Source organism: Microbacterium sp. NPDC090225, from assembly GCF_044772365.1.
Taxonomy (GTDB): domain Bacteria; phylum Actinomycetota; class Actinomycetes; order Actinomycetales; family Microbacteriaceae; genus Microbacterium.
Genome location: NZ_JBIVYS010000001.1, coordinates 2,068,900 through 2,094,825, shown reverse-complemented (window position 1 = coordinate 2,094,825; position 25,926 = coordinate 2,068,900). Strand labels below are relative to the sequence as shown.

The following is a 25,926-nucleotide window of genomic DNA, read 5'->3' as shown; positions in this document are numbered from 1 at the left end:
AATCGCCCGACGCTCCGAACAGAGAGCGACATCGGATGCTTCGGCGCGCGCTTTATTTCTCACATTGACGGCCGCGCGCACAACCCCCGCCGCAATGTCGGCGACCTCTTATACGCTCTAACCCACATCCCAGGAGGCAGAACCATGAAGGCTGTACTCGCAGGAACCGTGATCGCCGAGGCCGACGAAGCCGACCTCTTCCGCATCGAGGGCAACTGGTACTTCCCGCCGGCGTCGATCACGCCGGGCACGCTCGTCGAGAGCCCGACGCCGTACACGTGCCCCTGGAAGGGGGCGGCCCAGTACTTCTCCGTCGAGGTCGGCGGAGAGCTGCACAAGGACCTCGCGTGGTCGTACCCGACGCCGTATCCGACAGCGTTCGAGCGCGTCGGCGGCGACTTCTCGGGCTATGTCGCGTTCGACCCGAGCGTCGAGGTCTCGGCCTGACCGGCGACGGCATCCGCTCGTCGTCGTAGATACCGCCGCACACATGCCCGCCATCGTCGCGCCCTGCATCGATCCCCCGACGGGAGACCACCCATGATCGAATTCCGCAACGTCACCAAGCAGTTCCCCGACGGCACCGTGGCCGTCAACGACTTCAGCCTCGTGCTGCCGTCCCGCAAGACGACGGTGTTCGTGGGCTCGTCGGGCTGCGGCAAGACGACGCTGCTGCGCATGATCAACCGGATGGTCGAACCGACCTCGGGTGACGTCGAGATCGACGGCGAGAGCGTGCTCGGCGGCGACCCCGTGCAGCTGCGCCGTCGCATCGGCTACGTCATGCAGAACTCGGGACTCATGCCGCACTTCACCGTGATCGACAACGTCTCGACCGTGCTGCGCCTCAACGGCGTGAAGAAGTCCGAGGCGTACGCGCGCTCGCGCGAACTGCTCGACACGGTCGGACTCGACCAGAAGCTCGCCGAGCGCTACCCGAGCCAGCTCTCGGGGGGTCAGCAGCAGCGCGTCGGTGTGGCCCGTGGTCTCGCCGCCGATCCGAACATCCTGCTCATGGACGAACCGTTCGGCGCCGTCGACCCGATCGTGCGCGCCGACCTGCAGCAGGAGACGCTGCGCCTGCAGCACGAACTCGACAAGACGGTCGTGTTCGTCACGCACGACATCGACGAGGCGTTCCTGCTCGGCGACCAGGTCGTCATCCTCGACAAGGGCGCGCGGGTCGTGCAGGTGGGCTCGCCGAGCGAGATCATCGAGAACCCGGCCGACGAGTTCGTCGCCTCGTTCATCGGCGCGGATCGCGGACGCCGCGCGCTGCACCTCAAGCAGACGCCGCAGGGCACCGTGGTCGTCGACTCCGAGGGGCGCACCCAGGGGGCGCTCGTCGCCGAGACCGAGCACGCCGACGGTCCGTTGGCAGGGCCGGATGCCGCGGCCCTCGGCGCCGTGCAGGGCGGTCAGCCGTGAACTGGGTCGTCAACAACTTCGGGCTGATCCTCGAGCTCACCGCGGTGCACCTGCGGCAGAGCATCGTGCCAATCGTGCTCGGGTTCGTCCTCTCGCTGCCGCTGGGCTGGGTGGCGTGGCGGTATCGGCTGGTGCGCGGCCCGATCATCGTGCTGACGGGCCTGCTCTACACGATCCCCTCGCTCGCGTTGCTGATCCTGCTGCCCGCCACGCTCGGGTACTCGGCGATCAGCGAGACGAACCTCGTGATCGCCCTGACGATCTACGCGATCGCGATTCTCGTGCGTGCCGTCTCCGACGGCCTCGACTCGGTCGACGACGACGTGCGCCAGGCGGCGACGGCCACCGGCTTCGCGCCCTTCCGTCGCTTCTGGGCGGTCGAGTTCCCGCTCGCCGGCCCCGTGATCCTCGCCGGTCTCCGGGTCACCGCGGTCAGCACGATCTCGCTCGCCACCGTCGGCATCCTGATCGGCGTCACGAACCTCGGCTACCTCTTCACGAACGGCCTCGAACGACGCATCATCGCCGAGGTCTTCGCCGGCGTGATCGCGGTCGTCGTCATCGCCCTCGTGATCGACCTGATCCTGCTGCTCATCGGCCGCGCGCTCATGCCGTGGACCCGAGCGGCCTCGAAGGCCACCGCGAGCCGCGCGATCGCCGTGGGGGCTCCCGCATGAACCTCTTCGCCGAAGCCTTCGCCTGGATCTTCGCCCCCGCGCAGTGGACCGGCACCTACGCGCTGCCCAAGCTGCTCGGCGAGCACCTCGCCCTCACCGCCATCTCGGTGCTGATCGCCGCGGCGATCGCGATTCCGATCGGGTGGCTGATCGGTCACACGGGCCGTGGCCGCGAGGTGGCGGTCGCCGTCTCCGGTGCCGCGCGAGCCATCCCCTCGTTCGGACTCATGGTGCTGCTCGTGCTCCTGCTCGGAGTGCTCCGCATCCCCGAGGCCGCGATCATCACGTTCGTGCTCCTCGCGATCCCGTCGCTGCTCGCCGGTGCCTACACCGGCCTCGAGGCGATCGACCGGCGCACGCTCGACGCCGCCAAGGCGATGGGCATGACCGGCTGGCAGGTGTTCTGGAAGGTCGAGGTGCCTCTCGGACTGCCCCTGCTGGTCGGCGGCATCCGCTCGGCGCTCCTGCAGGTCATCGCGACCGTCACGATCGCCGCCTACGTGAACCTCGGCGGGCTCGGCTGGCCGATCATCCAGGGCATCCCGCTGCGCCGGTTCGATCAGGTGCTCGCGGGCGCGATCATCGTCGCGGTGCTCGCCCTGATCGTCGATCTGCTCCTCGCCTCCGCGCAGCGCGCTGCGGTTCCCGCCGGGCTCCGCGGCGGCGGACCGCGCGCCGACGGCAAGCGATCGAGTCGGAACGCGACTACCCGCACCGGCTCGGCCACGGCATCCGCCACCACCTCCGAACCGGCACCCGCCACCGCCTGAGCACCCGCCCGGCGTCATCCACCTGAATCCCACAGCACTCGAAGTCCCAGCAGTTTCCAGAGAAGAGGAAGTCCATGTTCACAGCACGAGGCAAGCGCTCCGTCCTCGCCGTCGGCCTTGTCGCCGCGGCCGCGCTCACCCTGTCGGCCTGCGGCGGCAGCAACCCGCTCGACGAGCCGTCCGACAGTGCCGGCTCCGGCGGCGGCGACACGATCGTCGTCGGCTCGCAGGCGTACTACTCGAACGAGATCATCGCCGAGATCTACGCCCAGGCACTGTCGAACGCCGGTTTCGACGTCGAGACGCAGCTCAACATCGGTCAGCGCGACGCGTACATGCCCGAGGTCGAGTCCGGCGCGATCAACGTCTTCCCCGAGTACACGGGCAGCCTGCTCGAATACCTGTCGGACGACGAGATCGACGTCACCAGCCCCGACGACGTCTACGCCGCCCTGCAGGATGCCCTGCCCGACAGCCTGACGGCTCTCGACTTCGCCGAGGCATCCGATCAGGACACGTACACGGTGCTCAAGAGCTTCGCCGACGAGTACGGCATCACCTCGATCGCCGACCTGTCGAAGGCTCCGTCGCCCGTCACCATCGGTGCGGCTCCCGAGTTCGAGCAGCGCCCGTACAGCCCGGCCGCGGCCAAGGAGGTCTACGGCGTCGACCTGCAGTTCTCGGCCACCGGCCCGAGCACGCTCGAGTCGCTGCTCGCCGGAGAGATCCAGGTCGCCGACATCTACACCGCCGACCCGGCCTTCGAGACCGAGGACATCGTGGCGCTCGAAGACCCCGAGAACCTGATCATCTCGTCGAACGTCGTGCCGATCGTGTCGAGCGACATCGCCGACGAGGTCTCCGACGTGCTCAACGAGGTCAGCGCCAAGCTCACCGCCGAGGAGCTCGTGTCGCTGAACGTGCTCAGCACGGTCGACCAGCAGTCGTCGAAGGACATCGCCAAGAAGTGGCTCGAGGACCAGGGCCTGATCTGACCTCCTGACCGCATCACGAGAAGTGCCCGGGCCCTGGTGGGCCCGGGCACTTCTGCGTTCGCCCGCGGCATCCGTCCCCGGCATCCGTCTCGGCATCCGGGGGCGGGAGGTGCGCGAGGGAGGGAGCAGAGCGGAGAACCCGCCCCGCTACACCCGGGCGTCCTGCTTCGGCACCCAGACCTGCTTGATGATGATCAGGATGGATGCCGCGACCGGCACCGCCACGAGAGCCCCGAGCAGACCGAGCAGCGTGCCACCCGCGAGGGCGCCGATCACCACGAGCGAACCGGGGATCGCGATCGCCTTGTTCATGACGCGCGGAGTGATCACATACGCCTCGATCTGCATGTAGACGAGGTAGACCGCGGCGAAGATCAGCGCACCGATCGGGTCGGTGAAGAGCGCGAGGACCGTGCCGATGATCCAGAACATCACCGATCCGACGAGCGGGATCAGCGTGATGCAGAATGCGACGGTCGCCATGAGCGGCGGGAACGGCAGACCGAGGAACGTGTAGAGCAGGAAGGCCAGGATCGCGTTGAAGAACGCGAGCACGACCATGCCCATCACGTAGCCACCGACCGAATCGGTGATCTGATCGGTGATGTCGCCCGCACGCTCGCGGTCACGAGCCGGGATGAGACGCAGCATGCTCTGCTTCATACCGGGCAGCGTCGCCACGAAATACAGGGTGAGCACGAGCACGACGATCACGCCCGAGATGCCGGAGGCGATGGATGCTCCGACCTGCAGCGCGCCGCCACCGATGCTGGCGATGTTGCCCGGGTCGGTGAGGAACTTCTGCAGGTCGGCGACGAGGCCCTGGAACTGATCGCCGAACTGGTCGTCGAGCGTGGCGTAGAGATCGCTGCGCTGGAAGTCGGCGATCATCCCCGGCACCGACCGCACGAAGCTCGCCACCTGCTCGATCACGATCGGCAGCACCATCCACAGGATCAGCGCCACGACCACGATGAGCGAGAGGATCACGATGACCACCGAGATCGCCCGCGAGAGCCCGCGCCGCTCGAGGAAACGCACGGACGGATCCAGCCCGAGAGCGGCGAACAGGGCGAGGGCGATGTAGATGAGCACGGTCGACAGGCTCGTGACCGCGAGCCCCAGCACGATCGCGCCGAGACCGCCGAGCGTCACCAGGAAGCCGAAGACGAAGGGGCGATCGATCCGCGTCCAGAATGAGCGGCTGGGTGCCATCGGCTCGATCACGACCGCCCGCTGAGGACGCGACGACGACGCCTCCTCCGAGGACGCCGGCGACGCCGGTGCCGACGATGCGACCGGCGGATGCTCGTCGGCCGCAGCGGCGTCGTCGGAGGGCGCGGATGCCGGCGGCTTCTCGTTGCTCATGTGCTCACGATAGCGGTGCACGGCATCCGATCACGGGCGTTCTCGCGCGCTCTAGAGTGGAGGCATGACCGCGCCACAGGACCCGAAGGCCGAACTGCTGCGCCTGCGCGCCAGCATCGACAACATCGACGCCGCGCTGATCTTCATGCTCGCCGAGCGCTTCCGGGCGACTCAGCAGGTCGGTCACCTCAAGGCCGAGTACGACATGCCCGCCTCCGACCCCGGCCGCGAGGAGCAGCAGGTCGCCCGCCTGCGCGCGCTCGCCGAGGAGGCGCACCTCGACCCCGAGTTCGCCGAGAAGTGGTTCAACTTCGTGGTGGCCGAGGTCATCCGCCACCACACCGAGGCAGCCGAGTCGCGCTGACCCCTGCGGGGGCGCCGCGGGCGCGAGAAAACGGAGAGGCATCGTGCTCCGCGTGGCGTGCCGACGACGGACACGCCGCGCGCACCGGCATCCGTCTCCGTTTTCACGCGTCGCGGGTCAGACCGTGATCGTCCGGCCCGTCTCGAGCCCCTCGACGGCCAGCGTGTAGGCGCGACCGATCTCGTCGTCGCCGACCGGGCGGTGGCCCGCGAACAGCCGGTGGTAGCCGGGGGAGTTCTCGAGCACGTCGGGCGAGACCGCGTTGATGCGGATGCCGCGGGGCGCCTCGGCAGCCGCCGTGATGACGAACGATTCCAGCGCGCCGTTGGCCATCGCGGCCGCGGCGCCGGTGGCGATCGGGTCGCGCGACAGCACGCCGCTGGTGAGCGTGACCGATCCGCCGTCGCGCAGGTGCGTGAGCGCCTGACGCACGACCTCGATCTGCGGCAGCGTCTTGCCGAGGAACGCGGCCGTGTAGTCGTCGCGGTCGAGCTCGGTGAGGTGCTTGAACGGCACGGATCCCGCGGCCACGACCACGGCGTCGATGTCGGCGACCTCGGCGAACAGGGCGGCGATCGACGCGGCATCCGCCAGATCGACGCGCACGTCACCGCTGCGCGACGCGCGGATCACCTCGTGCCCGCGGGATTCGAGCGTGTCCGAGACGACGCGGCCGATGCTTCCGGATGCTCCGATGACGACGATCTTCATGACCCCAGTCTTTCACCGGGCCGGTTTCATGTGGCGGGACCCTTCGACAGGCTCAGGGACCCAGTCTCAGGAACCGGCGGGCAGACGAAGGAAGGGCCCGGCGTTCCCCGTCCGCCGGACCCTTCCGAGGCCATCACGGAGCCGAGCCGCGGTGATCTCTGAGCAGTCGGTGTCGGTTGTCGTCCTCCCGCACTCCCCAGTGCACGGATGAACCCCCCTCGACCGCGCCCTCCCGCTCCGATGCTCGGAGCCTTTCGCGTTCGACACCTTCCGAAGAACAGGAGCGCCTCGCGCCCCTCGTGATACATCGCGTCGAGAAAAAATTCGAAACTTCAGAACCCGGCGCCGTGGCACTGGAATGGCGCCCGATGCCCGGTGTCCTGGGCGGCGATGGCGAGCGCCGGGGCGGGCTCCATGCCGTCAGCGAGGTGTCCGTGCACCGCGGCGAGCAACTCGCAGGCGACGTCGTCGGGCACGGTGACGGGCGCGGCGATCACGCAGCGGGTGCCGGCGTGCAGCCACACCCGCGTCATGCCGAGCGCCTCCTCGCCCCAGCGCACCGCCGATCGGCCCAGCTCGCACGCCGAGAGGATGACCGTCTCGGGGGCCGTCGGGATCAGGTCGACGTCGTACCCGAACAGCGTGCCGTCGGCGAGTTCGAACCCCGAGAACAGGGGGTTGTCGGCGGAGTGCCGCCCGTGCGCCGCGATGTGCAGCAGATCGGATGCCCCGGCTAGCTCTGTCACGGCCGACACCGTCGCCTCGCCTCCGAGGAGCGTGGTGGTCGCGGCATCCGTCGTCACCCAGGCCGCGCCCGCTCGCTGCACCTCTTCTGCGGCGCGGGGCACGCGCGGACCGGTGGCGAAGCCGATGCGTTCCGGGCGAAGGCTCGTGGCGCGGTGCGTGCGCACCTCGGCCCACCGCGACGCCGAGGTCGCGACCGTGAAGGGCACACCGTGCATGCCGGGCAGCATCGCCCACGGCACACCGGCGAGCACTCCGGGCAGCGTGATGACGACGCGCTGTGCATCCGCCGGGTTCACTGCGGCGCGCACCGGGGAGAGGAGCTCGTCGTCGAGGGTCTGCAGGCGCACGGCGAGCGAGCGCTCGATCAGCGTGGACAGGGGGCCGCCCCGGGTGAGGGCGGCGACGTCGAGGTCGGCGCGGAGTCCGTCCATCGCGGCGCGCACCCGCGGCCACGACAGCTCGACGACCGACGCTCCGGATGCCGTCGTCGCCACGCACAGCAGCTCGTCGCCCGTGTAGAGGTAGGCGAGTAGCGCCGTACCCGGGTCGAGATGTGCGCGGGCGCCGGGCAGATCGAGGCGTCCGCGCGTCTCGCCCGCGCCGGTGGCCGCCCACTGCCGCTCGCGCACCCGGTCGCGCAGCACGCGCACGCGGGCGTCGGTGGTCCAGTCGGAGCCGGCGAGATCGGCGCGCAGCATCCGCAACTCGGCGAGATCGGATGCCTGTGCGTCATCCACCGGCGGACGCACCGGGGCGACCTGGTGGCTGAGGTGGCGGGCGCGCTCCGCCCACTCGAACAGCACCTCGGGGTCGCGCGTGCGCGCCGCCGCCCGGAGCCCCGCGAACATCAGATCGGTACCGTGCATCGCCACCGAGGCCTGCAGGTCGAGCGCGCCGAACGACTGCTGCCACGAGGTGAGCAGATCGAGTCCCTCGGTCGCCGCGCGCAGGGCCTCCGAGTGGCGACCGCCGGCCGTCGCTCGGGCTGCGCGCACCTCGTGCGCCCTCAGCCGCAGCGGTGTGGGGGCGCTCGCATCGATGCGAGGCATCCGTCCGCTGCCGTCGCGGCGCGCGTCCAGCCGCAGGGCGGTCGCCTCGGTGCGGAAGCCGCCGCTGGCGAGAGCGGATGCCGTGCGCTCGATGTCGTCGTCGAGGCGCGCACTGCGGCCCGAGGGGCGCGTGCGCAGGCGCGACTCGAGGCGTACAGCGTCGGCGCGTGCCGCCCACCCCGCGCTGCCGAGGGTGGCGAAGCGGCGAGCCGCGGTGCGTGCCATGCGTTCGGCCGCCACCGGATCGTGCCGCATCAGGGAGCGCGACAGGTGGAATTCTGCCTCGCCCCGGGCCTGCGGCATCCGCTGCGCACCGAACTGCGCGGCGACCCGGGCGAGCAGGGTCTCGGCCTCGGTCGTCAGCCCGGCATCGCGCAGCACCTCGGCGCGGTCGAGATCGCTGATCGCCGTCGCGAGGTCGCTGGTCGCCGCGAACACCGGACGCGAGGCGGTCATGAGCGACAGCGCGGTCACCAGGTCGCCGCCGAGCAGCGCTGCGTAGCCGAGGTTGTGGCGGGCCTCGGCGAGGGGCTCCTCGTCGCCGTTCGCCTCGTAGACCGCGACGGCCCGGTGCAGATCGTCGGTCGATGCCGCGAGCTCGTGCCGCTGCATCCGCACCATCGAACGGTTCATGAGGCAGTTCGCGAGTTCGGTGCTCTCGTCGCCGGTCGCCCCCAGGGCGTCGATCGCACGGCTGAGCATGACCTCGGCCTCGGCGAGGGCGCCGCCGTGCATGAGCAGCGTGCCGAGTTGTCCGCTCAGCAGGGCGACGGTCGCGGCACTCAGACCCGCGCGATCGAGCGCCTCGCGGCACAGCTGCTCTGCCTCGGACGGATGCCCCGTCTGCGCCTGCACGTACGCTCGGGTGCCGTCGATCCGTGCGCGCAGGTCGGCGTCGTCGGTGCGGGTCGCCGCGTCGTCGAGGGCGCGTCGGGCCGCCGCGAACCGTCGGGCGTTGGCCGCTTCGACCCCGCGCCGGTGCAGTTCGCTCGCGGACAGGGGCATCCCCCCAGAATGCCGGGTGTCGGCACCCGGGGGGAAGTCCCGGTCCGCGGAAAGCCGAGCCACCCCTTTCCGCGCGAGTCACCCCTGTGCGTACCGCCCGGACAGGGGTGGCTCGACCGCAGAGGGGTGGCTCGGCGAGGGAGAAGCGGCTAGTCGACCGGCGAGGGGAGGTCGGCGACCACCGAGGTCACCGCCGCGTCGACGGCATCCGCATCGACATCGGCGACCGAGACCTCGCCCAGGAAGGCGGCGATCCGGCCGGCGACGTACGGGGCCGCGAACGACGTGCCGCTCCACACCGCGAAGCCGCCGCGGTAGTCGTCGGGGTCGATCGTCTCGCGCCGCAGCCCGTCGATATCGGCCCGCGTCATCGCCTGCTGGCCACCCACGAACGCCGGCGACGTGCTCACGACCGCGGCCCCCGGGGCGTACAGCCGCACCCACGGCCCGACGTTCGAGAACAGCGCCACCGAGCGTGCCGAGGGGTTGAGGGCCCCGACCGAGACGAGCGGCGCCCAGTGGTCGCGGGCGATGCCGTTGTCGGCCCCCGGCCACGCCCACAGCGACGCGGGGAACGACGGGCGGTCGATCGCATCGTTGCCCGCCGAGCACACGACCACGCAGCCGAGCTCCCGCGCCTTGGCGAGCAACGCGTAGAGCGTGCGGCTGTAGAGGCCGTCCTCCGGGGTCTCGTGGTAGTACCCGAGCGACAGGTTGAGCACGTCGATCGGATGCCCCGTCTTCGGGTTCTCGCGATACCTCCGCAGAAGCTCGATCACCTGCGCGAGCGTCGTCAGCAGGTCGCTTTCGTCGACCACACCGAGCGCCCCGGCGACGCGTACCGAGAGGATGTCGGCATCCGGAGCGGTCTGCCGAACGATGCCCGCGATGAACGTGCCGTGCCCCGCGACCGCATCGATCTCGCCATCGAGCTGCCCGTACAGGTCGGGGTAGCGCTCGGGATCGGCGTCGTCGGTCAGGCCGATCGGCACCCCATCGAGTTCGACCTGACGCGTGACGATGTCATCGGGCAACCAGTCGTGCACCCCGCAACCGGTGTCGAGCACCGCCACCACGGGGCGGCGGCCCTTCGTCGGGTCGGGTCCGCGCCGGGGCGCAGGGCCCAACCAGCTCACCGGCTGCCGCGCGCCGCGACCCGGCTCGAGGTAGTCGTCGCTGCCGCCCGCGCCGGCCCCGCGCACGGGGTTCGTGCGGCTGAACGGGTTGGTGCGGCTGAAGGGGTTGGTGCGGCTGAACGGGTTGAGGCCGACCGGGTCGATCGACAGCACGTGCTCGAGACTCGTGCGCGGCATCGTCGAGCGTGACATGCGGCGGGCGCGCTGCAGCACGCGCCAGGCATCCGGAGCGACGGGTGATTCACCGCCTGTGGGCTCTTCGGGAGTGGTCAGGCGCGCGCGGAGGAAACCGGGGACTCCTGGCAGCAGCTCGCCGGCGTTCTCACGATCGGATGCCTCGATCTCGAGCGTCCATCCGAAGGAGTCGGCCGCGTCGCGCAGCGTGCGCAGCTCGCGGTCGTACTCCTCCCCGTTCTCGAGGTCCTGCGTGATCAGCAGGCGCGTGGGCAGGTACGCGGTGGGGAACGCGCGGATGCCGTCGACCGGCTCCACACTCGGATCCAGGGCGTTGCCCCGCTTGATCGATCCCTCCGCGCGGTCCTGCCAACTCCACCCTCTCGGCTGCTCCATGCGTCATCCCTTCCTGCGCGGGTCCTTCCCCGCGTTCCATCCCCGGTGCCCGTCGGGTCGGCGGGCACCGCCACAGCTCACAGCGGTTACAGCGATACGGCGTTACAGCGATACAGCGATACAGCGGTTACGGCGGTCAGAGTTCGAAGCGCGGCGTCGCGAGTGTGCGCGCCTCGCCGCCGACGGTCGTGGTCAGACGCACCGTGGTCATGCCTGCGGGCACCTCGTCGAACACGAACCGGCCGGTCTCGGCCGGTTCGGTCGTGCGGATCGTCTCACCCGCAGAACCCTCGTCGCCCTGCACGAGCACGATCTCGGCGGTCGCCGTGTCGACCCATCCGTCGACGCGGCGCAGGCCGCCCGCGCTCGCCGTGACGTGCAGCAGGATGCTCGTCGTGCCGTCGCTGAACTGCAACGTCAGAGCATCCGTGTCTCCCCGCACCGCACCGAGGTGATCCTCGATGAGCGTGAGCAGCGCGTACTCCTGGTTCAGGCCGTCGGCGGCGACGGCCGCGATGATCCGATCGACGAGAGTGTCGGGAACGGGGTCGGCATCGCGCCACATCGCCCGTAGTTCGGCGAACAGCGCGTCGTCGTGGGCGCTCATGCGATCCCCTCCGTTCGCGGTGCGGTGTCGAGCAGGGAGCGCAGTTTCGCGAGGCACCGCTGCCGGGTCGGGCCGATGCTCCCCACCGGCATCGCGAGATCCTGGGCGAGGCGGGCGTAGTCCGGGCGGTCCTCGAAAGCGACCACCCGCAGCAGCCGCTGGCAGCGCTCGGCCAGGCGGCGCACCGCGTCCCAGAGGCGCCGTCGCTCATCCGCGATCGTCGCGCGCTCTTCGGCCGAGTCCTGCACCGGCAGAAGCGCGTCGAGGTCGTCGGCATCCGTCGTGTCGGTGCGTCCCTGGGCCTTGCCCACCCGCCAGGCCTCGCGACGCGCGGTCGTCGTGAGCCAGGCCGAGACCGCCTGCGCATCGGCGATCGAGGCGTGACCGCGCACCAAACGCATCCATGTGGTCTGCACCACGTCTTCGGCGAGGGTGCGCTCGAGTCCATACGCCCGGACGACATGCCACAGCACGGGCGTCATCAAACGGACGAGCCCGTCCATCGCGCGACCGTCGCCCTCGCGCCATGCGTCGAACAGGTTCGCCGCATGCTGCCAGCGAGGGGGACCGTCGTCCGACGCAGGATCGAGCGCGGTGCCGGGAGCACCGTCGATCATGAAAGACATTGTGAGCACACCTACCAGGAGCACGGCAAGTGCTTTCTGATACATGACGCGATTGGTCGGAGTCCATCAATTCGGGAGCGGATGCCGCCACCCCGGGCCGATACGGTGGAGGGGTGACCCTTCTCGCCGTCATCCTGTTCCTCAACGCCGCTTTCAACGCGATCGCGTGGCCGCAGTTCCTCCGCCGGGTCGCGAAGGACCCGCGTGCCAAGGATGCGAACGGCAAGGCCACGAAGTTCCTGATCGTGCACATCGTGCTGATCTCGATCGCGCTGACCCTCGCGCTACTCTCGCTGCTCGCCGGCATCGCCGCGCTCACGGGCGCGCTGTAACTCGGGCCTCGATCGCCCCGGGGCTTCGACAACGCCTACCCGGCACAACTTCGGAGATCCAGGGCGACACGCCGGGCGACGGCATCCGGCACCGGGGTGTCGTGCTCGAATCTCCGATGTTGTGCGGGCCGGGGCCGTTCGGCCGGGGAGGGGGCGCCCGGCAGGGCCGGGGCGAAGTCGCCGGGGCCGGGGGCGGATGCTGACGCTTCAGGCCTCGTACCGGCGGGCGTGCTCGGCCCACCGCGCCTCGACGGGCAGGGCGCGCAGCGCGCGGTTGCCGATCGCGAGCACGACCGCGATCGCGCAGAGCGCCGCGCACACCAGGATCGTGTTCTGACGGCCGACCCAGGCCAGTCCGAATCCGGCGATCAGCGGTCCGAGGGGCATCGCCCCCATGCCCAGCACTCCGGCGGCGCTGTTCGCGCGCCCGAGCAGGTGGCTCGGGGTCGCGACCATGAAGTAGCCCATCATTCCGGCGTTGAGGGCGGGCACGAGCAGCACCGCCGTGCCCAGCACGGCGATGATCGCCCACGGTTCGACCACCCACGACAGCACCACGGTGGCGACCGCGACCACCGCCAGGGCGGTGATGGTCAGGATTCCGGCGCCGATGCGCGGAACCAGCAGCGGAGCGATCACGGCGCCGACCAGCATCACGGCACCGACTCCGGCGCTGAGCGCCCCGATCAGCAGCTCGGAGTGTCCGGCCTGTTGCAGGGCGTAGATCGTCGTGGTGATCGCGGCGTTGAAGCCGAGATTCACGATCGTCGTGATCGCGAGCACTCCGCCGAGATCCGGGCGGGAGAGCAGCCAGCGGAACGCCTCGCCCAGCTCATGGACTCCGCTGCGAAAACCCGGATCGCCCGCGGCATCCGCGGCGTGTTCGGGCGCGACGCGCCGAGCATCCGTCTGTGCGTCTCCGTTTTCGCGCGTCGTGCGCGAGCCACCCCGCACGAGCACCCACGCGGTGCCTGCGGCGATCAGGTGGCAGAGCGTCATGACGAGGCCGACCAGCCACCCTCCGACGCCGAGCAGCACGCCACCGAGCGGTCCGCCCGCGAGTTGCAGCGCGGCATCCCGTCCCTGGTTGGCGGCCTGCGCGCGGCCCATGGCGTCGTCGGGGACGAGTTCCTTGAGCGCGCTCTCGCCGGCCACGTCGAAGAGTCCGCTGCGCGCCGCGAGCAGCAGGTTGATCGTGAACAGTGCGGCGAAGGTGAGGGCGTCGGCCCCGGCGAGCAGGGTGAAAGCCGCGGCGAGGGCGATGCCGAGCAGCGAGCCGATCAGCATGAGCACGACGCGGCGGTGGCGATCGGCGAGGACCCCGCCGACGAGGGTCGTGAGCAGTCGGGCGACGAGTCCGGCCCCGGCGATGATGCCGGCCTGTGCGGGGTCGTCGGTGACGATGAGGGCGAGAAGCGGGATCGCGAAGCCCGACAGTGCGGAGGCGAGGCCCTTGCTCGTGTCGCTCACGAGCCAGGTGAGGTAGCGGGTGTTCCGCCACAGGCGGTGCGGGGCGGTCGCGGTGGTCATGGCTCGATGGTAGATCCGCAAGAACAGTTGCGCAACTACTATTGCGCAAATTCGGGTGCGGATAGACTCGGCGAATGGCTGACGACGAGACGACGGCGGATGCCGAGTGGATGACCTCGGCGATGCTCAAGGCGTTCGCGAATCCGTTGCGCCGCCGCATCCTGCGCCTGTTCTCGCGCCACGAGCACCTGCGCGCCGCCGACATCGCCGCCGAGCTCGAGGTGCCGGCCAACAGCGTCAGCTTCCACCTGCGGGCGCTGGCGGATGCCGGGCTCATCGTCGAGGCGCCCGAAAACGCACGCGACCGCCGCGACCGAGTGTGGACGAGTCGCAAGGGTGCGCTCAACGTCGGCGGCCCCGAGAACCCCGTCGTCGACGAGGCCCTCGGAACCGCCGTGATCTCGGCCATCGCCGAAGAGCACCAGGACCTGTTCCGCCGCGTGATCGCGTGGACGCCCGAGTACGTCGCCGGGCGCACGGCCGAGGTGCACGCGACCTTCTCGCAGCGCACGATCCGGCTCACCGAGGCGGAGTTCGAGAAGGCGATGGAGCGGGTGAACGCGGTGCTCGACGAGGCGCAGAAGGCGCACGACGACGCCGACCCCGCCGGACGCCACTGGCAGATCGACGTGATCGGCGCCGACGACACGATCTGATCGGTACCGCGGGGTGGGGCCCTTCGACAGGCTCAGGGACCCAGTTCCGGGTCCGACCCAGTTCTGGGTTGCTGAGCCTGTCGAAGCATCCCCGACGTGTGGGCGCTAAGGCTTCGCCCGGCGGAAGGCGAGGAACGAGATCGCCGTGAGCACCGCGACCGCCACCAGGCCCCAGAGCGCGAGGCCGAGGGCTCCGGCGTCGAGGATCGCCCTCCACACCTGCTCCCACAGCTCGAGGCGCGTGGCCAGGAACGCCAGCCCGATCAGCACGAGCGACAGCCCCACGCTCACGATCGTGAGCACCGTCGGCCCCCAGCTCTTGTAGATCGTCGCGCCCGTGAATCCGAGCACGAAGAGGAACAGCGCCAGCGTGAAGTACACGGTGAACGCGCCGAGCGGGCCCGCCTCCCACAGCCAGGGCAGGTAGAACACGTAGCCGTTGACGCCGTAGCCGTTGGTCAGGGTCTCGATCGCCCCGCCGAGCAGGAAGATGATGCCGAGGAACGCGCTGCCGAGGATCGCCGTGATCATGGTTCCGGTGAAGAACTCGCGGCGGGTGACGCTCATCGCCTGCGAGAACGGGAACGTGAGCGTCATGGCCGAGAGGCCGATCGCGAAGAAGTACCAGAGCGGCGCCTGGCCGCCCCCGCCGTACTTGGGGGTGTCGACCGGGATCATCGCGTAGATGAGCACCGAGATCACGACGGCGGATCCGAGGATGATCAGCGGTACCCAGACGAAGGTCTGCCGGTTGATGAGCTGCAGGCGGACGACGTTGAGCGTGCGTCGCATCAGAGTGCCCCTTCCTTCACGGCCGAGGGGTTCTCGGCCTTCTGGGTGAGTCGGACGATCAACTGCTGGAGCGAGACGGGCGCGAGGTCGAGCCCGAGTCCGGTGACCTCGGCGCGCTCGGTGGGAGAGAGGGCGCCGAGCACGGTGACGGATGCCACGCGCCCGAGCGACTCGCGGTGGAGCACTTCGCGGTCGCCGACCCAGGAGTCGACCGCGGCGGCGTCGCCGACGACGGTCACGGCACGGTCGCGCACGGCATCCGTGTCGTCGTTGAGGAGGATGCGCCCCTGGTCGATCACGATCACCTTCTCGATGAGGTTCGAGACCTCGTCGATCAGGTGCGACGACAGGATGATGGTGCGGGGATGCTCGGCATAGTCCTCGATGAGGCGGTCGTAGAAGATCTGCCGGGCGACGGCGTCGAGACCCAAGTACGGCTCGTCGAAGAACGTCAGTTCGGCGCGCGACGCGAGACCGATGATGACTCCGACCGCCGAGAGCTGACCGCGCGAGAGCTTCTTGATCGTCTGTTTCATGGGCAGTTGGAACTCGGCGATGAGCTCGTCGGCGAGGGCCTGGTCCCAGTTCGGGAAGAACAGGCGGGCGGCCGTGAAGGCGTGCCGAGGGTAGGCGTCGTCGGGGTACTTCTGGCTCTCGCGCACGAAGCAGATGTGGCTGAGCACGCGGGAGTTCTCGTACGGGTGCTCGCCGAACACTCGCACCGTGCCCGAGGTCTCGAAGTTCTGGGCGGTGAGGATCGACATGAGTGTCGTCTTGCCGGCGCCGTTGCGGCCGAGGAGGCCGTAGATGTGGCCGCCCTCGAGCGAGAGCGACACGTCGTCGAGCGCCCGGGTGTCCTTGTAGCGCTTGGTGAGGTTCTGCACCTCGATGACGGTGGTCATGCGGGGGTCTTCCCTTCTCGTGCGGTGGATGTGCGGGCCGCGCGCTCGGCGAGCATCGCGGCGAGGTCGTCGGCGTCGAGACCGAGTGTGCGGGCCTCGGTGATCAGCGGGTCGATGTACCGGTCGGCGAAGGCGGCGCGGCGCTCGCCGAGGAGGCGCCCGCGGGCACCGTCGGCGACGAACATGCCGATCCCGCGGCGCTTGTAGATGACGCCCTTGTCGGTGAGCATCGCGACTCCTTTCGCTGCGGTGGCGGGGTTGATGCGGTAGAACGCGGCGAGCTCGTTGGTCGAGGGCGCCTGGGCCTCCTCGGCCAGCGAACCGTCGACGATCGAGTCCTCGATCTGCTCGGCGATCTGGAGGAAGAGGGGCTTGCCTTCTTCGATCACGCGTCCTCCGTCGGTTAGGTGGTTACTTACCTGACTAACTAACCCCCTAACCGGGCGGCTTGTCAACCCCACCGTGCAAGTCGGGGCGGGTAGATTCGTAAGGACCCCCGACGAACCCCACGCGAAGGACACCCCATGGCACGACTTCAGGACGGATGGGGCGACGAGCTCCTCACCGCACGCGACAAGGGACTTCCCGGGCGAGCGATCGGCCTGACCGTCGACGAGTTCCTCGCGACCGGCCCCCGACTGTCGGAGTTCTGGACGCCGATCATCGCGCTCGACGACTCCGCGATGCGCCACAATCTCTTGGTCATGGCCGCCTGGACCGAGGCCCGCGGCCTGCAGCTCATGCCCCACGGCAAGACGACCATGGCCCCCGCGCTCTGGCAGCGCCAGCTCGACATCGGATGCCCCGGCATCACCCTCGCGACCATGGGCCAGGTGCGCACGGCCCGCACCTTCGGCCTGGAGAGCGTCATGCTCGCGAACGCCGTCGTCGACGCGCGCTCGCTGCGGTGGCTCGCGGCCGAACTGGCCGATCCGGACTTCCGCTTCGTCAGCTGGGCCGACTCCCTCGAGACGGTCGACGCGATGGAGCGCACCCTGCGCGGGACCGACCTGCCGCGCCGCGTCGACGTGTGCGTCGAGCTGGGTGCCGAGGGCGGACGCACCGGCGCCCGCAGCGTCGAGGCGGCGATCGAGATCGGGCGTCGGATCGCGGCATCCGATGTGCTCCGCCTCGCCGGCGTCGGCGGCTACGAGGGTGCGCTCGGGCACGACCGATCGGATGCCGCGCTCGCCGCCGTTCGCGCCTACCTGGCCGACCAGCTCGTCGTGCACGAGGCCCTCGGCGACCTCTACGACGAGGGCGATGTCTTCGTCACAGCGGGCGGCAGCGCCTATTTCGACCTGGTCGCCGAGGTCTACGCGACCGCGATCGCCCGCGACTCCCGCACGCGGTTCACGCTGCGATCGGGCGCGTACATCGTGCACGACGACGGCTTCTACCGCGGCATCTCGCCTCTCGACGAGACGTTCCCCGGCACGGAGGCGGGCGGGGTGTTCCGCTCGGCGATGCGCGGCTACGCGCGGGTCGTCTCGCACCCCGAGCCCGCGCTCGCCCTGCTCGACGGCGGCAAGCGCGACTTCCCCTTCGACGAGGGGCTGCCCGTCGTGCACGGGGTCGCCGGAGATCTCGGTGAGGCGCTCGCGCCGCTCGCCGGGGCATCCGTCACCGCGATGAACGACCAGCACACGTTCGTGCGCGGCGCGGACGTCGCGATCGGCGACGTCGTCGCCCTCGGCCTCTCGCACCCGTGCACCGCGTTCGACAAGTGGCACTTCCTGCCCGTCGTCGAGTCGGCCGAGTCGGATCGCGTCGTGGAGCTCGTGCGCACGTTCTTCTGAGTCGTGCGCGGTGGGTCCCGCAGGCAAGGCTCAGGGACCCAGTTGTGAACCCTGGGTCGGCCCTCGTCGACCCAGGGTCAGCGCGTCACCCCTGGGTCGCTGAGCCTGTCGAAGCGTCGCAGGCCCCGGCGGCCGCGTCAGTCGAGGTCGCGCGGAGTGCGAAACGCCGCGGTCGCTGAGATCGCCGCTGACGCCAGGAGGCCGGCGAACAGCGCGACGGGGGCCAGGGCCAGTCGATAACCGGTGAGGGTGAGAAGCGTGCAGCCCAGGCCGCCGATGGACGGCAGGATGATTCCGAGTGCGTACGCCCATCGGGCGGAACGCGGCCGCGCATTCGCGCCGAGCCATTCGTCACGGCGTCGCTCGGGAGTGCGGAGCCGCCAGAGCGTGACGATCGGCAGGGCGACCGCGACCGCTACCGCGAGCGAGATGACGATCATCTCGTTCCATTCGGCCATGCCCCTAACGTAGGTGATTCCGCGGGATGGGGCCCTTCGACAGGCTCGGGGATCCAGCGCGGCTCAGGGACCCGGTGGACTTCACCCCGGGATGTCGCGGCGTTGCAGGACGAGGGCGGATGCCGCGATCAGCACGACGCCGAGTCCCCACACCAGGGCGAGGCCGCCGAGGTCGACCCCGTTGAGCAGGGGCGGATGCCGGTAGACCCACGCGTAGGGCGAGAGGGCGTTGAGCCACTCCACGTCGGGCGACTGCTTCGCCACCGCTTGGAAGACGTACCCGAGCACCGCGATGCCCGCGCCGACACCGGTCGCGACGGCTCGGCGCCCGGTGAGAGCACCGGCGAGCAGCGCCCCTGCGGCGCTGAGGAACGCGAGTGCCACGAGCGCCGCGCTCGCCCCGATGATGCGCACGGGGTCGATGCCGAGCTTCGACGGCTCGTTCATCGCCCATACGAGCAGCCCCGCGAAGAGTCCCAGCCAGGCCAGCCGTACGAGCACCGAGAGGGTGGATTGGAGGGCGTACGGCATCCGCCCGATCCCGTGCGCGAGGTCGAGTTCGAGGCGCCCGGACTCGGCCGCGCCCGCGATCGCCGCCGACCCCCAGACGACCGCGGCGATCGTCAGCAGCAGGAACCCCATCAGTCCGTAGAAGGTGCTCTCGGTGTACCCCGCGCCCGTCGAGATCTGGTCGTACCCCAGCGTCGTGACGAGCTGCTTCGGCAGGCTGTCGAGCAGCGCTTTCAACTGCCCGTCGCCGCCCAGGCTCGGATACAGCGGCAGGTAGAGGAACAGCACGGCCGCGATGCCGAGCGACCACGCGGCGAGGCTGCGCCACGATTCGCGCAGGCTGCGCCGGAACACCGGCAGCACCCTACGCATGGTCGCCCTCCTCCCGCCGCTCGCGACGCGTCTGCGGGCGGTGCTCGGCGGGTGCGGCGTCGGCCGGCTCGGTGGGCGAAGCGGATGCCGAAGCACCCCCGTACAGTCGCAGCACCGACTCCTCGAGATCGGGCTCCTCGACCGTGAGATCCCGCACCTCGAACGGTGCGAGCGCCTTGACGAACGGATCGATCGCGCCGTCGACGGTCGCCGACAGGTGCAGGATGCCGTCGCCCTCGCGCACCTCGACACCGGTCAGTCCCGGAAGCCGATCGAACGACGAGGCGGCGGGCGCGGAATCCGTCGTCGCGATCGTCGCGCGTACCCGCCGCACCGATCCGAGGCGGAGCGAGGCGACATCTCCCTCGGCGACGATGCGGCCGTTGGCGAGCACGGCGACCTCGTCGGCCGTCTGCTGGATCTCGCTGAGCACGTGCGAACTCAGCAGCACCGTCTGCCCGGCATCGCGCGCTTCGCGCACCATCTGCAGGAACTCACGCTGCACCAGCGGGTCGAGACCGCTCGTCGGCTCGTCGAGGATCAGCAGCTCGGGGCGGTGCATGAACGCCTGCAACAGGCCGAGCTTCTGCTTGTTGCCCTTCGAGAGCGTGTGCACGGGGCGGCCGAGGTCGACCCCCAGCCGGTCGGCGAGATCGTGCACGTCGTGCGGCGAGACCGTGCCCGAGACCTCGGCGTAGAAGTCGAGCATCCGCCGGCCGGTCGTGCGCGCCTCGAGTCGGAGCTCGCCCGGCACGTAGCCGATGCGGCGGCGCAGGGCCGCCCCGCCCTGGCGCGGATCCTCACCGAGCACGCGCGCCGTGCCCGAGGTCGGGCGGATGATGTCGACCAGCGTGCGGAGCGTCGTCGTCTTGCCCGCGCCGTTCGGTCCGATCAGGCCGAAGATCGTGCCCGGTCTGACCCGCAGGTCGAGGCTGTGCAGCGCGGTGTGGCGCCCGTACCTCTTGTGCAGCGCGGCGATCTCGATGGCGTCGCTCATGGCGAGCCTCCTCCCACTGCTTCGCACGCTAGAAGCGCGGGCGGGGGGTGTCAAGAGCGCCCGTCATCGGTTCCTGAGCGAGAGGCCCGTCGTCTCGCTTCGCTCGCTCAGGAACCGGTCCCTGAGGGCGGAGCGCAACGACGAGACGAAGGGCGCCGCGTACAGTGAACAGGTGCCGGAGTTCCCTTACAGCCGCCTTCGTCGCCGGCCCGATGTCGAGGCCGAGAACCTGCAGGCGTACGACGCGACCGACCTGCTCCTCGCGGGTCACGCGCGTGCGCTCGCCGCGGAACGCGGCCTCGCCGGTTCCGAGATCGCGGTCATCGGCGACGAGTACGGGGCGATCACGCTCGCACTGACGGATGCGGGGCTGCGCGGCATCCGCGTGCACCAGGATCTGGCGACCGGTCGCCGTGCGCTCGACCGCAACGCCGCCGACCTCGGGATCGACGGCTTCGTCGCCCACGAACTCGACCGCTCGCTGCTCGACGGCGCGCGACTCGTGCTGCTGCAGTTGCCGAAGGCGCTCGCCGAGCTCGAGGAGATCGCGGATGCCGTGGCCCGCTGGGCCGCACCCGATGCGGTGCTCGTCGCCGGCGGGCGCGTGAAGCACATGACCATCGCGCAGAACGAGGTGCTCGGGCGCAGCTTCGGCGTCGTGCAGGCGCAGCGCGCCGAGCGGAAGTCGCGTCTCGTCGTCGCATCGGAGCCGAAGGAAGTGCCGGTCGCGCCGCTTTTCCCGGTGACGGCCAGGCATGACGGGTTGACGCTCGTCGCGCACGGCGGGGCGTTCGCCGGGGCGAAGCTCGACATCGGGACGCGGGTGCTGCTCGACGTGCTGCGGCTGTCGCGGGGCGGGGCCCTTCGACAAGCTCAGGGACCCAGTGCGGCTCAGGGGCCCAGTACCGCTCAGGGACCCGGTACCGCTCAGGGACCCAGTGCAGAGAGCTGGGTCGCTGAGCTTGTCGAAGCGTCCCCCACGGGGCACCGCGTCCTCGACCTGGGCTGCGGCACCGGCGCGCTCGCCGTCTCGTACGCCCTCGCGCACCCGGACGCCCGCGTGGTCGCGACCGATCGCTCGGCCGCGGCCGTCGCCTCCGCCCGTGCGACCGTCGTCGCGAACGGCGTCGCCGACCGTGTCACCGTCACCCACGACGATGCGGCCTCCGAGGTGCCGGCGGCAGCCGTCGACGTCGTGCTGCTCAACCCGCCGTTCCACCTCGGGGCGAGCGTGCACACGGGGGCGGCGACGCGCCTGTTCGAGGCCTCCGCTCGTGTGCTCCGACCCGGCGGAGAGCTCTTCACGGTGTTCAATTCGTCACTCGGCTACCGGGCCGAACTCACCCGTCTGGTGGGGCCGACCGAGCAGCTGCACCGCACGCCGAAGTTCACGGTGACGCGCAGCATCCGCCGCCCCCGCTGAGGGGTCAGAACACGTCGCCATCGGATGCCGCCGCAGGGCGTGGCTCGACCCCTCAGGAGAGGCGAGAATCGCTCCCGACACGCACGCCCGAGATTCGCTAGATGCCCGAGCAATTCCCCGGTCAGCCGCGCATTCTATGAGTATGCCGAGATGCGGGATTTGCCCCTGACCGGCCATTTCGTTACGTTGGTCTGTGGGCCTGACGGCCCGAAGACCAGTCCGCGACCACGTCCTTCTTTCGATGAGCTGTGCTGCGAAGAGGCGTGGGCGTACGGTCGTTGCTCTATCGCGGTGGATCCGAAATCCGCCGTCCGTGCCGCCACAGCAGACATGTCGAACGGCCTCGAGAGCATCACCCGGGCGTAACCGAAGCAGGCTCAGCCACCCGAAGGCGAGCCGCAGGGGAAACGTGTCCGAAACCGTTCTAGAAGCGCGCAATCTTTTCAAAGTGTTCGGGAAGAATCCGAACCAGGCCGTCCGCCGGCTGAAGGCGGGCGAGAGCCGAACGCAGGTCGCCGAGGCGGGAACCGCCGCCGTCATCGACGCCAGCTTCACCGTCAACCGCGGTGAGATCTTCGTCATCATGGGGCTCTCCGGCTCCGGCAAGTCCACCATCATCCGCATGCTCAACGGCCTGCACCCCGCCACCGACGGATCCGTCACGGTGAACGGCGACCCGATCACCGGCATCCCGGCGCAGCAGCTGCGCGAGATCCGTCGCGACCGCGTATCGATGGTCTTCCAGCACTTCGCCCTGCTTCCGCACCGCACGGTCGCCGCGAACGTCGCCTACCCTCTCGAACTGCGCGGCGTCGCCAAGGCCGAGCGCCTGGCCAAGGCCGAGGAGATCCTGTCGCTCGTGGGCCTCGAGGGCCAGGGCGAGAAGATGCCGTCCGAACTCTCGGGCGGAATGCAGCAGCGCGTCGGCATCGCCCGCGCGCTCGCCGCCGACAGCGAGATCCTGCTCATGGACGAGGCGTTCAGCGCCCTCGATCCGCTCATCCGCCGCGAGATGCAGGAGCAGCTGCTCGAGCTGCAGCAGAAGCTGCACAAGACGATCGTGTTCATCACGCACGACCTCAACGAGGCGATGTTCCTCGGCGACCGGATCGCGGTGATGCGCGACGGCCGCATCGTGCAGATCGGCACGCCGGAAGACATCCTCACCGACCCCGCCAACGACTACGTCGAGCAGTTCGTGCAGGATGTCGACCGCGCACGCGTGCTCACCGCCGGCAACGTCATGGAGCGCCCGCGCCCCGTCGTCGCCGAGGGCGCCGGCCCCCGTACCGCGCTCCGCCAGATGCGCGACGCGTTCATGTCGGCGACCTACGTCGTCGGCCGCGACCGCAAGCTGGTCGGGATCGTCACCGACCGGGATGCCGTGAAGCTGGTGCGCAAGGGCACCGCCAGCCTGCGCGACATCATCAAGCCCGTGCCGCAGAGCGTGAGCGAGGACGAGGTGCTGATGAACCTCTTCGTCCCCGCCGTCGAGTCGTCGCTCCCCCTCGCCGTGACCGATGCCGAGGGCCGCCTGGTCGGCGTCATCCCGCGGATCACCCTGCTCGCGGCGCTCGGCCCCGGGCCGAACGCCACCGGTGAGCTCACGCTGCCGCTGCAGCCCATGCCGCAGGCCGAGGTCGACGCGGTGCTCAACGACGGATGGACGGCGGAGCCCGCGACGGGCTCGGACGCATCGACCGTCGGGGAGGTGCGCTGATGGACGGCTTCCGCATTCCTCTCGGTTCCTGGGTCGCGACCGGCGTCGACTGGGTCAGGGACAACCTCGACGGCCTGCTCAGCGGGATCTCGTTCGTGGTCGGCTTCCTCGTCGATGGTCTGACGCGCGCGCTGCTCAGCCCGCACTTCATCGTCATCATCGTGATCGCCGCGCTCATCGCGTGGCTGGTGCGCTCGTGGCAGCTCGCGATCGGCACCGTGATCTCGTTCGGGCTCATCGTCGCCATGAACCTCTGGGTTCCCGCGATGCAGACGCTCGCGCTGGTGCTCGTCGCCGCCGTGATCGCGATCATCATCGCCATCCCGCTCGGCATCTGGTCGGCCCGCAACGCCACCGTGCGCACGATCCTCAAGCCCGTGCTCGACTTCATGCAGACGATGCCCGCCTTCGTCTACCTGATCCCCGCCATCGTGTTCTTCAGCATCGGCGTGGTGCCGGGCGTCGTCGCGACCGTGATCTTCGCTCTGCCCCCGGGCGTGCGACTGACCGAGCTCGGCATCCGCGGGGTCGATTCCGAGACCGTCGAGGCCGGGCAGGCGTTCGGCGCCAAGCCGGGGCAGATCCTGCGCGGCATCCAGCTGCCGCTCGCGATGCCGACCATCCTCGCCGGCGTCAACCAGGTCATCATGCTCGCCCTGTCGATGGCGGTCATCGCCGGTATCGCGGGCGCCGACGGCCTCGGAAAGCTCGTCGTAGAAGCGATCTCGACCATCAACATCGCCAAGGGCGTCGAAGCGGGTCTGGGCGTCGTGCTCATCGCCGTGTTCCTCGACCGCGTGACCGCGGCGCTGGGCACGCTGGGTGAGAACCCGTCGTCGCTGCTCGGCATGCTCGCGCGTCGCCGTGCCTCGCACCGGGTGACGGCATCCCCCTCGGCGTCCGCCGGTTCCGGAGACGCGACGGATGCCGCCGACGAGGCCGAGCGCCACGTCGCGTCGCCCCGCCGCGCCCCGGTCACCACCGCCTAACCCCCCCGCGGGATCGATATGTCACCTTCCCAGGCTCGGGAAGACGGCATATCGATCCCGCAGCACCACCGCACACAGTGATCCATACGGAACGAGAGAGATACACATGAAGAAGAAGCTCCTGACCATCGCGGCGATCGGCGCCGCAGCATCCCTGACCCTCGCCGGTTGCAGCGGCGACGGCATGGGCGGCACCGGAGGCGGCTCCGACAGCGGCAACGCCGGCTCGGGCGACAAGGGCACGATCACGCTCGGCTACCTCCCGGCGTGGACCGACGGTCTCAGCACCGCGTACCTGCTGCAGGACCAGCTCGAGAAGATCGGCTACAACGTCGAGATGAAGACGCTCACCGAGGCGGGCCCGCTCTACACGGGTCTCGCGCAGGGCGACGTCGACATCTACCCGTCGGCCTGGCCCGAGCTCACCCACAAGTCCTACATGGACGAGTACGGCGACAAGATCGAAGACCTCGGCGCCTACTACGACAACGCCAAGCTCACGATCGCGGTTCCGGAGTACTCCGAGCTGAACTCGATCGAAGACCTCGCGGGCAAGGGCGCCGAGCTCGACGGCAAGATCTACGGCATCGAGCCGGGTGCCGGACTCACGGCGCAGACCCAGAAGATGCTCCCCGAGTACGGGCTCGACGGCGAGTACGAGCTCGTCACCTCGTCGACCGCCGCGATGCTCACCGAGCTGAAGTCGGCGACCGACAAGCAGGAGGACATCGTCGTGACGCTGTGGCGTCCGTTCTGGGCCAACGACGCCTTCCCCGTGAAGGACCTCGAAGACCCGATGGGTGCCATGGGCGAGGCCGAGGCCCTGCACTTCCTGGGAACGAAGGGCTTCGCCGAGGAGTTCCCCGAGGCCGCTGAGCTGATCGAGCAGATCAAGCTCGACGACGCGCAGTACGGTTCGCTCGAGGACCTCGTCGTGAACGAGTACGGCGAGGGCAACGAAGCCGAAGCGGTCGACGCGTGGCTCGAGGAGCACGGCGCGGACTTCGACTGGGTCGTCAGCTGATCTGACGTTCCGTCGCGCCCCGCGCTGCAACGCGACGGGCGGATCTCTCACCGATGGGCGGAGGATTCTTCTCGAATCCTCCGCCCATCGGTGTTTTCTCCGCCCGGGGCGGGGTCGATCCGCACGTTCGTGGGGACTTCACACGCACCTGAGGAGCAGTTCGCGCGAGCGGTCCTCAGGTGCGTGAGATCTGCTCAGTACCGCGTGCGCCGGGCCCTTCGTCCGACGGCGGACGCCGCCGCTCAGCGCACCGTGCCGCAGCGGGCGAACGTCGCGATGGCTCCGGACGGGCTGAACCGACGCGTACCCAATTCAGGAAGACCGCACACAAAACCGCCCCGGACGGCCGTTCCGGGGCGGTTTCGATCG

The 25,926-nt window shown here is 69.9% G+C and carries 26 protein-coding genes; 13 read left to right on the top strand and 13 right to left on the bottom strand.

Features of this window, described 5'->3' with window-relative positions:
- Positions 1–144 precede the first annotated feature (144 nt).
- The 5 genes from ACIQTT_RS09965 to ACIQTT_RS09945 all read left to right on the top strand — a co-directional run bounded on the left by ACIQTT_RS09965 (position 145) and on the right by ACIQTT_RS09945 (position 3,870).
- Complete coding sequence (locus ACIQTT_RS09965) at positions 145–447, top strand: DUF427 domain-containing protein (protein ID WP_402789055.1); 303 nt, start codon at positions 145–147, stop codon at positions 445–447.
- 93 nt (positions 448–540) lie between these two features.
- Entirely contained in the window at positions 541–1,428 is an 888-nt protein-coding gene (locus tag ACIQTT_RS09960) for an ABC transporter ATP-binding protein (RefSeq protein ID WP_402789053.1), read from the top strand.
- On the top strand, positions 1,425–2,105 hold the full coding sequence (locus ACIQTT_RS09955) for an ABC transporter permease subunit (protein WP_247623916.1): 681 nt from the start codon (positions 1,425–1,427) through the stop codon (positions 2,103–2,105). Before ACIQTT_RS09960 ends, ACIQTT_RS09955 begins: the two co-directional genes overlap by 4 nt.
- Positions 2,102–2,875 carry an ABC transporter permease gene (locus ACIQTT_RS09950; protein ID WP_402789051.1) on the top strand — a complete coding sequence of 258 codons (774 nt, stop codon included), beginning with the start codon at positions 2,102–2,104 and terminating at the stop codon, positions 2,873–2,875. Before ACIQTT_RS09955 ends, ACIQTT_RS09950 begins: the two co-directional genes overlap by 4 nt.
- 74 nt (positions 2,876–2,949) lie before the next feature.
- Positions 2,950–3,870, top strand: a complete 921-nt coding sequence (locus ACIQTT_RS09945) for an ABC transporter substrate-binding protein (protein ID WP_402789049.1) — start codon at positions 2,950–2,952, stop codon at positions 3,868–3,870.
- Positions 3,871–4,017: 147 nt separating this feature from the next.
- On the opposite strand, the gene ACIQTT_RS09940 is transcribed toward ACIQTT_RS09945, so the two are convergent.
- Positions 4,018–5,238: an AI-2E family transporter gene (locus ACIQTT_RS09940; protein ID WP_402789047.1), complete on the bottom strand. Its 1,221-nt coding sequence runs from the start codon at positions 5,236–5,238 to the stop codon at positions 4,018–4,020.
- Positions 5,239–5,302: 64 nt separating this feature from the next.
- Between ACIQTT_RS09940 and ACIQTT_RS09935 the strand changes: the two genes are divergently transcribed.
- Complete coding sequence (locus ACIQTT_RS09935) at positions 5,303–5,602, top strand: chorismate mutase (protein ID WP_402789045.1); 300 nt, start codon at positions 5,303–5,305, stop codon at positions 5,600–5,602.
- Between the two features lie 117 nt (positions 5,603–5,719).
- On the opposite strand, the gene ACIQTT_RS09930 is transcribed toward ACIQTT_RS09935, so the two are convergent.
- The 5 genes from ACIQTT_RS09930 to ACIQTT_RS09910 form a co-directional block, all read right to left on the bottom strand.
- On the bottom strand, positions 5,720–6,313 hold the full coding sequence (locus tag ACIQTT_RS09930) for a short chain dehydrogenase (protein ID WP_402789043.1): 594 nt from the start codon (positions 6,311–6,313) through the stop codon (positions 5,720–5,722).
- Positions 6,314–6,645: 332 nt separating this feature from the next.
- On the bottom strand, positions 6,646–9,114 hold the full coding sequence (locus tag ACIQTT_RS09925; protein ID WP_402789041.1) for a CHAT domain-containing protein: 2,469 nt from the start codon (positions 9,112–9,114) through the stop codon (positions 6,646–6,648).
- Between the two features lie 149 nt (positions 9,115–9,263).
- Complete coding sequence (locus tag ACIQTT_RS09920; RefSeq protein ID WP_402789039.1) at positions 9,264–10,820, bottom strand: S8 family peptidase; 1,557 nt, start codon at positions 10,818–10,820, stop codon at positions 9,264–9,266.
- A gap of 136 nt (positions 10,821–10,956) precedes the next feature.
- A complete protein-coding gene (locus ACIQTT_RS09915) occupies positions 10,957–11,427 on the bottom strand; it encodes a hypothetical protein (RefSeq protein WP_402789037.1) in 471 nt (156 codons plus the stop codon).
- Complete coding sequence (locus tag ACIQTT_RS09910; RefSeq protein ID WP_402789035.1) at positions 11,424–12,044, bottom strand: RNA polymerase sigma factor; 621 nt, start codon at positions 12,042–12,044, stop codon at positions 11,424–11,426. Before ACIQTT_RS09910 ends, ACIQTT_RS09915 begins: the two co-directional genes overlap by 4 nt.
- A 122-nt stretch (positions 12,045–12,166) precedes the next feature.
- Here ACIQTT_RS09910 and ACIQTT_RS09905 point away from each other — a divergent pair, with 122 nt between their 5' ends.
- Positions 12,167–12,385, top strand: a complete 219-nt coding sequence (locus ACIQTT_RS09905; RefSeq protein WP_247623906.1) for an SCO4848 family membrane protein — start codon at positions 12,167–12,169, stop codon at positions 12,383–12,385.
- 207 nt (positions 12,386–12,592) lie between these two features.
- On the opposite strand, the gene ACIQTT_RS09900 is transcribed toward ACIQTT_RS09905, so the two are convergent.
- Positions 12,593–13,915, bottom strand: coding sequence for an MFS transporter (locus ACIQTT_RS09900; protein ID WP_402789033.1), 1,323 nt, complete (start codon positions 13,913–13,915; stop codon positions 12,593–12,595).
- Positions 13,916–13,989: 74 nt separating this feature from the next.
- On the opposite strand from ACIQTT_RS09900, the gene ACIQTT_RS09895 reads away from it, so the two are divergent.
- Entirely contained in the window at positions 13,990–14,571 is a 582-nt protein-coding gene (locus ACIQTT_RS09895; RefSeq protein WP_402789031.1) for an ArsR/SmtB family transcription factor, read from the top strand.
- A 105-nt stretch (positions 14,572–14,676) separates the two neighbouring features.
- Here the strand turns inward: ACIQTT_RS09895 and ACIQTT_RS09890 are convergent, their stop codons facing one another.
- The 3 genes from ACIQTT_RS09890 to ACIQTT_RS09880 are packed head-to-tail and all read right to left on the bottom strand — an operon-like array spanning position 14,677 to position 16,654.
- A complete protein-coding gene (locus tag ACIQTT_RS09890; RefSeq protein ID WP_402789029.1) occupies positions 14,677–15,363 on the bottom strand; it encodes a hypothetical protein in 687 nt (228 codons plus the stop codon).
- Complete coding sequence (locus ACIQTT_RS09885) at positions 15,363–16,265, bottom strand: ABC transporter ATP-binding protein (RefSeq protein WP_402789027.1); 903 nt, start codon at positions 16,263–16,265, stop codon at positions 15,363–15,365. Before ACIQTT_RS09885 ends, ACIQTT_RS09890 begins: the two co-directional genes overlap by 1 nt.
- A complete protein-coding gene (locus tag ACIQTT_RS09880) occupies positions 16,262–16,654 on the bottom strand; it encodes a GntR family transcriptional regulator (RefSeq protein WP_402789025.1) in 393 nt (130 codons plus the stop codon). The genes ACIQTT_RS09885 and ACIQTT_RS09880 overlap by 4 nt, the downstream gene beginning before the upstream one ends.
- A gap of 135 nt (positions 16,655–16,789) precedes the next feature.
- On the opposite strand from ACIQTT_RS09880, the gene ACIQTT_RS09875 reads away from it, so the two are divergent.
- A complete protein-coding gene (locus ACIQTT_RS09875; protein WP_402789023.1) occupies positions 16,790–18,064 on the top strand; it encodes a hypothetical protein in 1,275 nt (424 codons plus the stop codon).
- A gap of 137 nt (positions 18,065–18,201) precedes the next feature.
- Here ACIQTT_RS09875 and ACIQTT_RS09870 read toward each other — a convergent pair whose 3' ends face one another.
- The 3 genes from ACIQTT_RS09870 to ACIQTT_RS09860 form a co-directional block, all read right to left on the bottom strand.
- Positions 18,202–18,522: a hypothetical protein gene (locus ACIQTT_RS09870; protein ID WP_402789021.1), complete on the bottom strand. Its 321-nt coding sequence runs from the start codon at positions 18,520–18,522 to the stop codon at positions 18,202–18,204.
- Positions 18,523–18,603: 81 nt separating this feature from the next.
- Positions 18,604–19,404, bottom strand: a complete 801-nt coding sequence (locus ACIQTT_RS09865; protein WP_402789019.1) for an ABC transporter permease subunit — start codon at positions 19,402–19,404, stop codon at positions 18,604–18,606.
- Complete coding sequence (locus ACIQTT_RS09860; protein WP_402789017.1) at positions 19,397–20,401, bottom strand: ABC transporter ATP-binding protein; 1,005 nt, start codon at positions 20,399–20,401, stop codon at positions 19,397–19,399. Before ACIQTT_RS09860 ends, ACIQTT_RS09865 begins: the two co-directional genes overlap by 8 nt.
- A 172-nt stretch (positions 20,402–20,573) precedes the next feature.
- Here ACIQTT_RS09860 and ACIQTT_RS09855 point away from each other — a divergent pair, with 172 nt between their 5' ends.
- The 4 genes from ACIQTT_RS09855 (at position 20,574) to ACIQTT_RS09840 (ending at position 25,557) form a co-directional block, all read left to right on the top strand.
- Positions 20,574–21,824, top strand: coding sequence for a class I SAM-dependent methyltransferase (locus tag ACIQTT_RS09855; RefSeq protein ID WP_402789015.1), 1,251 nt, complete (start codon positions 20,574–20,576; stop codon positions 21,822–21,824).
- Between the two features lie 409 nt (positions 21,825–22,233).
- Positions 22,234–23,544: a glycine betaine/L-proline ABC transporter ATP-binding protein gene (locus ACIQTT_RS09850; protein WP_402789013.1), complete on the top strand. Its 1,311-nt coding sequence runs from the start codon at positions 22,234–22,236 to the stop codon at positions 23,542–23,544.
- Complete coding sequence (locus ACIQTT_RS09845) at positions 23,544–24,533, top strand: ABC transporter permease (protein ID WP_402789011.1); 990 nt, start codon at positions 23,544–23,546, stop codon at positions 24,531–24,533. Before ACIQTT_RS09850 ends, ACIQTT_RS09845 begins: the two co-directional genes overlap by 1 nt.
- Before the next feature lie 106 nt (positions 24,534–24,639).
- Complete coding sequence (locus ACIQTT_RS09840; RefSeq protein ID WP_402789009.1) at positions 24,640–25,557, top strand: glycine betaine ABC transporter substrate-binding protein; 918 nt, start codon at positions 24,640–24,642, stop codon at positions 25,555–25,557.
- The last annotated feature ends 369 nt before the right edge of the window (positions 25,558–25,926 follow it).

What these genes read in the sequence shown, in the direction of transcription:
- ACIQTT_RS09950 (WP_402789051.1), top strand. Translation starts at nt 2,102, where the DNA reads ATGAACCTCTTCGCCGAAGCCTTCGCCTGGATCTTCGCCCCCGCGCAG.
- ACIQTT_RS09945 (WP_402789049.1), top strand. Translation starts at nt 2,950, where the DNA reads ATGTTCACAGCACGAGGCAAGCGCTCCGTCCTCGCCGTCGGCCTTGTC.
- ACIQTT_RS09920 (WP_402789039.1), bottom strand. Translation starts at nt 10,820, where the DNA reads ATGGAGCAGCCGAGAGGGTGGAGTTGGCAGGACCGCGCGGAGGGATCG.
- ACIQTT_RS09915 (WP_402789037.1), bottom strand. Translation starts at nt 11,427, where the DNA reads ATGAGCGCCCACGACGACGCGCTGTTCGCCGAACTACGGGCGATGTGG.
- ACIQTT_RS09875 (WP_402789023.1), top strand. Translation starts at nt 16,790, where the DNA reads ATGGCACGACTTCAGGACGGATGGGGCGACGAGCTCCTCACCGCACGC.
- ACIQTT_RS09845 (WP_402789011.1), top strand. Translation starts at nt 23,544, where the DNA reads ATGGACGGCTTCCGCATTCCTCTCGGTTCCTGGGTCGCGACCGGCGTC.
- ACIQTT_RS09935 (WP_402789045.1), top strand. Translation starts at nt 5,303, where the DNA reads ATGACCGCGCCACAGGACCCGAAGGCCGAACTGCTGCGCCTGCGCGCC.
- ACIQTT_RS09885 (WP_402789027.1), bottom strand. Translation starts at nt 16,265, where the DNA reads ATGACCACCGTCATCGAGGTGCAGAACCTCACCAAGCGCTACAAGGAC.
- ACIQTT_RS09890 (WP_402789029.1), bottom strand. Translation starts at nt 15,363, where the DNA reads ATGCGACGCACGCTCAACGTCGTCCGCCTGCAGCTCATCAACCGGCAG.
- ACIQTT_RS09910 (WP_402789035.1), bottom strand. Translation starts at nt 12,044, where the DNA reads ATGATCGACGGTGCTCCCGGCACCGCGCTCGATCCTGCGTCGGACGAC.
- ACIQTT_RS09865 (WP_402789019.1), bottom strand. Translation starts at nt 19,404, where the DNA reads ATGCGTAGGGTGCTGCCGGTGTTCCGGCGCAGCCTGCGCGAATCGTGG.
- ACIQTT_RS09930 (WP_402789043.1), bottom strand. Translation starts at nt 6,313, where the DNA reads ATGAAGATCGTCGTCATCGGAGCATCCGGAAGCATCGGCCGCGTCGTC.
- ACIQTT_RS09840 (WP_402789009.1), top strand. Translation starts at nt 24,640, where the DNA reads ATGAAGAAGAAGCTCCTGACCATCGCGGCGATCGGCGCCGCAGCATCC.
- ACIQTT_RS09895 (WP_402789031.1), top strand. Translation starts at nt 13,990, where the DNA reads ATGGCTGACGACGAGACGACGGCGGATGCCGAGTGGATGACCTCGGCG.
- ACIQTT_RS09940 (WP_402789047.1), bottom strand. Translation starts at nt 5,238, where the DNA reads ATGAGCAACGAGAAGCCGCCGGCATCCGCGCCCTCCGACGACGCCGCT.
- ACIQTT_RS09900 (WP_402789033.1), bottom strand. Translation starts at nt 13,915, where the DNA reads ATGACCACCGCGACCGCCCCGCACCGCCTGTGGCGGAACACCCGCTAC.
- ACIQTT_RS09860 (WP_402789017.1), bottom strand. Translation starts at nt 20,401, where the DNA reads ATGAGCGACGCCATCGAGATCGCCGCGCTGCACAAGAGGTACGGGCGC.
- ACIQTT_RS09960 (WP_402789053.1), top strand. Translation starts at nt 541, where the DNA reads ATGATCGAATTCCGCAACGTCACCAAGCAGTTCCCCGACGGCACCGTG.
- ACIQTT_RS09870 (WP_402789021.1), bottom strand. Translation starts at nt 18,522, where the DNA reads ATGGCCGAATGGAACGAGATGATCGTCATCTCGCTCGCGGTAGCGGTC.
- ACIQTT_RS09925 (WP_402789041.1), bottom strand. Translation starts at nt 9,114, where the DNA reads ATGCCCCTGTCCGCGAGCGAACTGCACCGGCGCGGGGTCGAAGCGGCC.
- ACIQTT_RS09965 (WP_402789055.1), top strand. Translation starts at nt 145, where the DNA reads ATGAAGGCTGTACTCGCAGGAACCGTGATCGCCGAGGCCGACGAAGCC.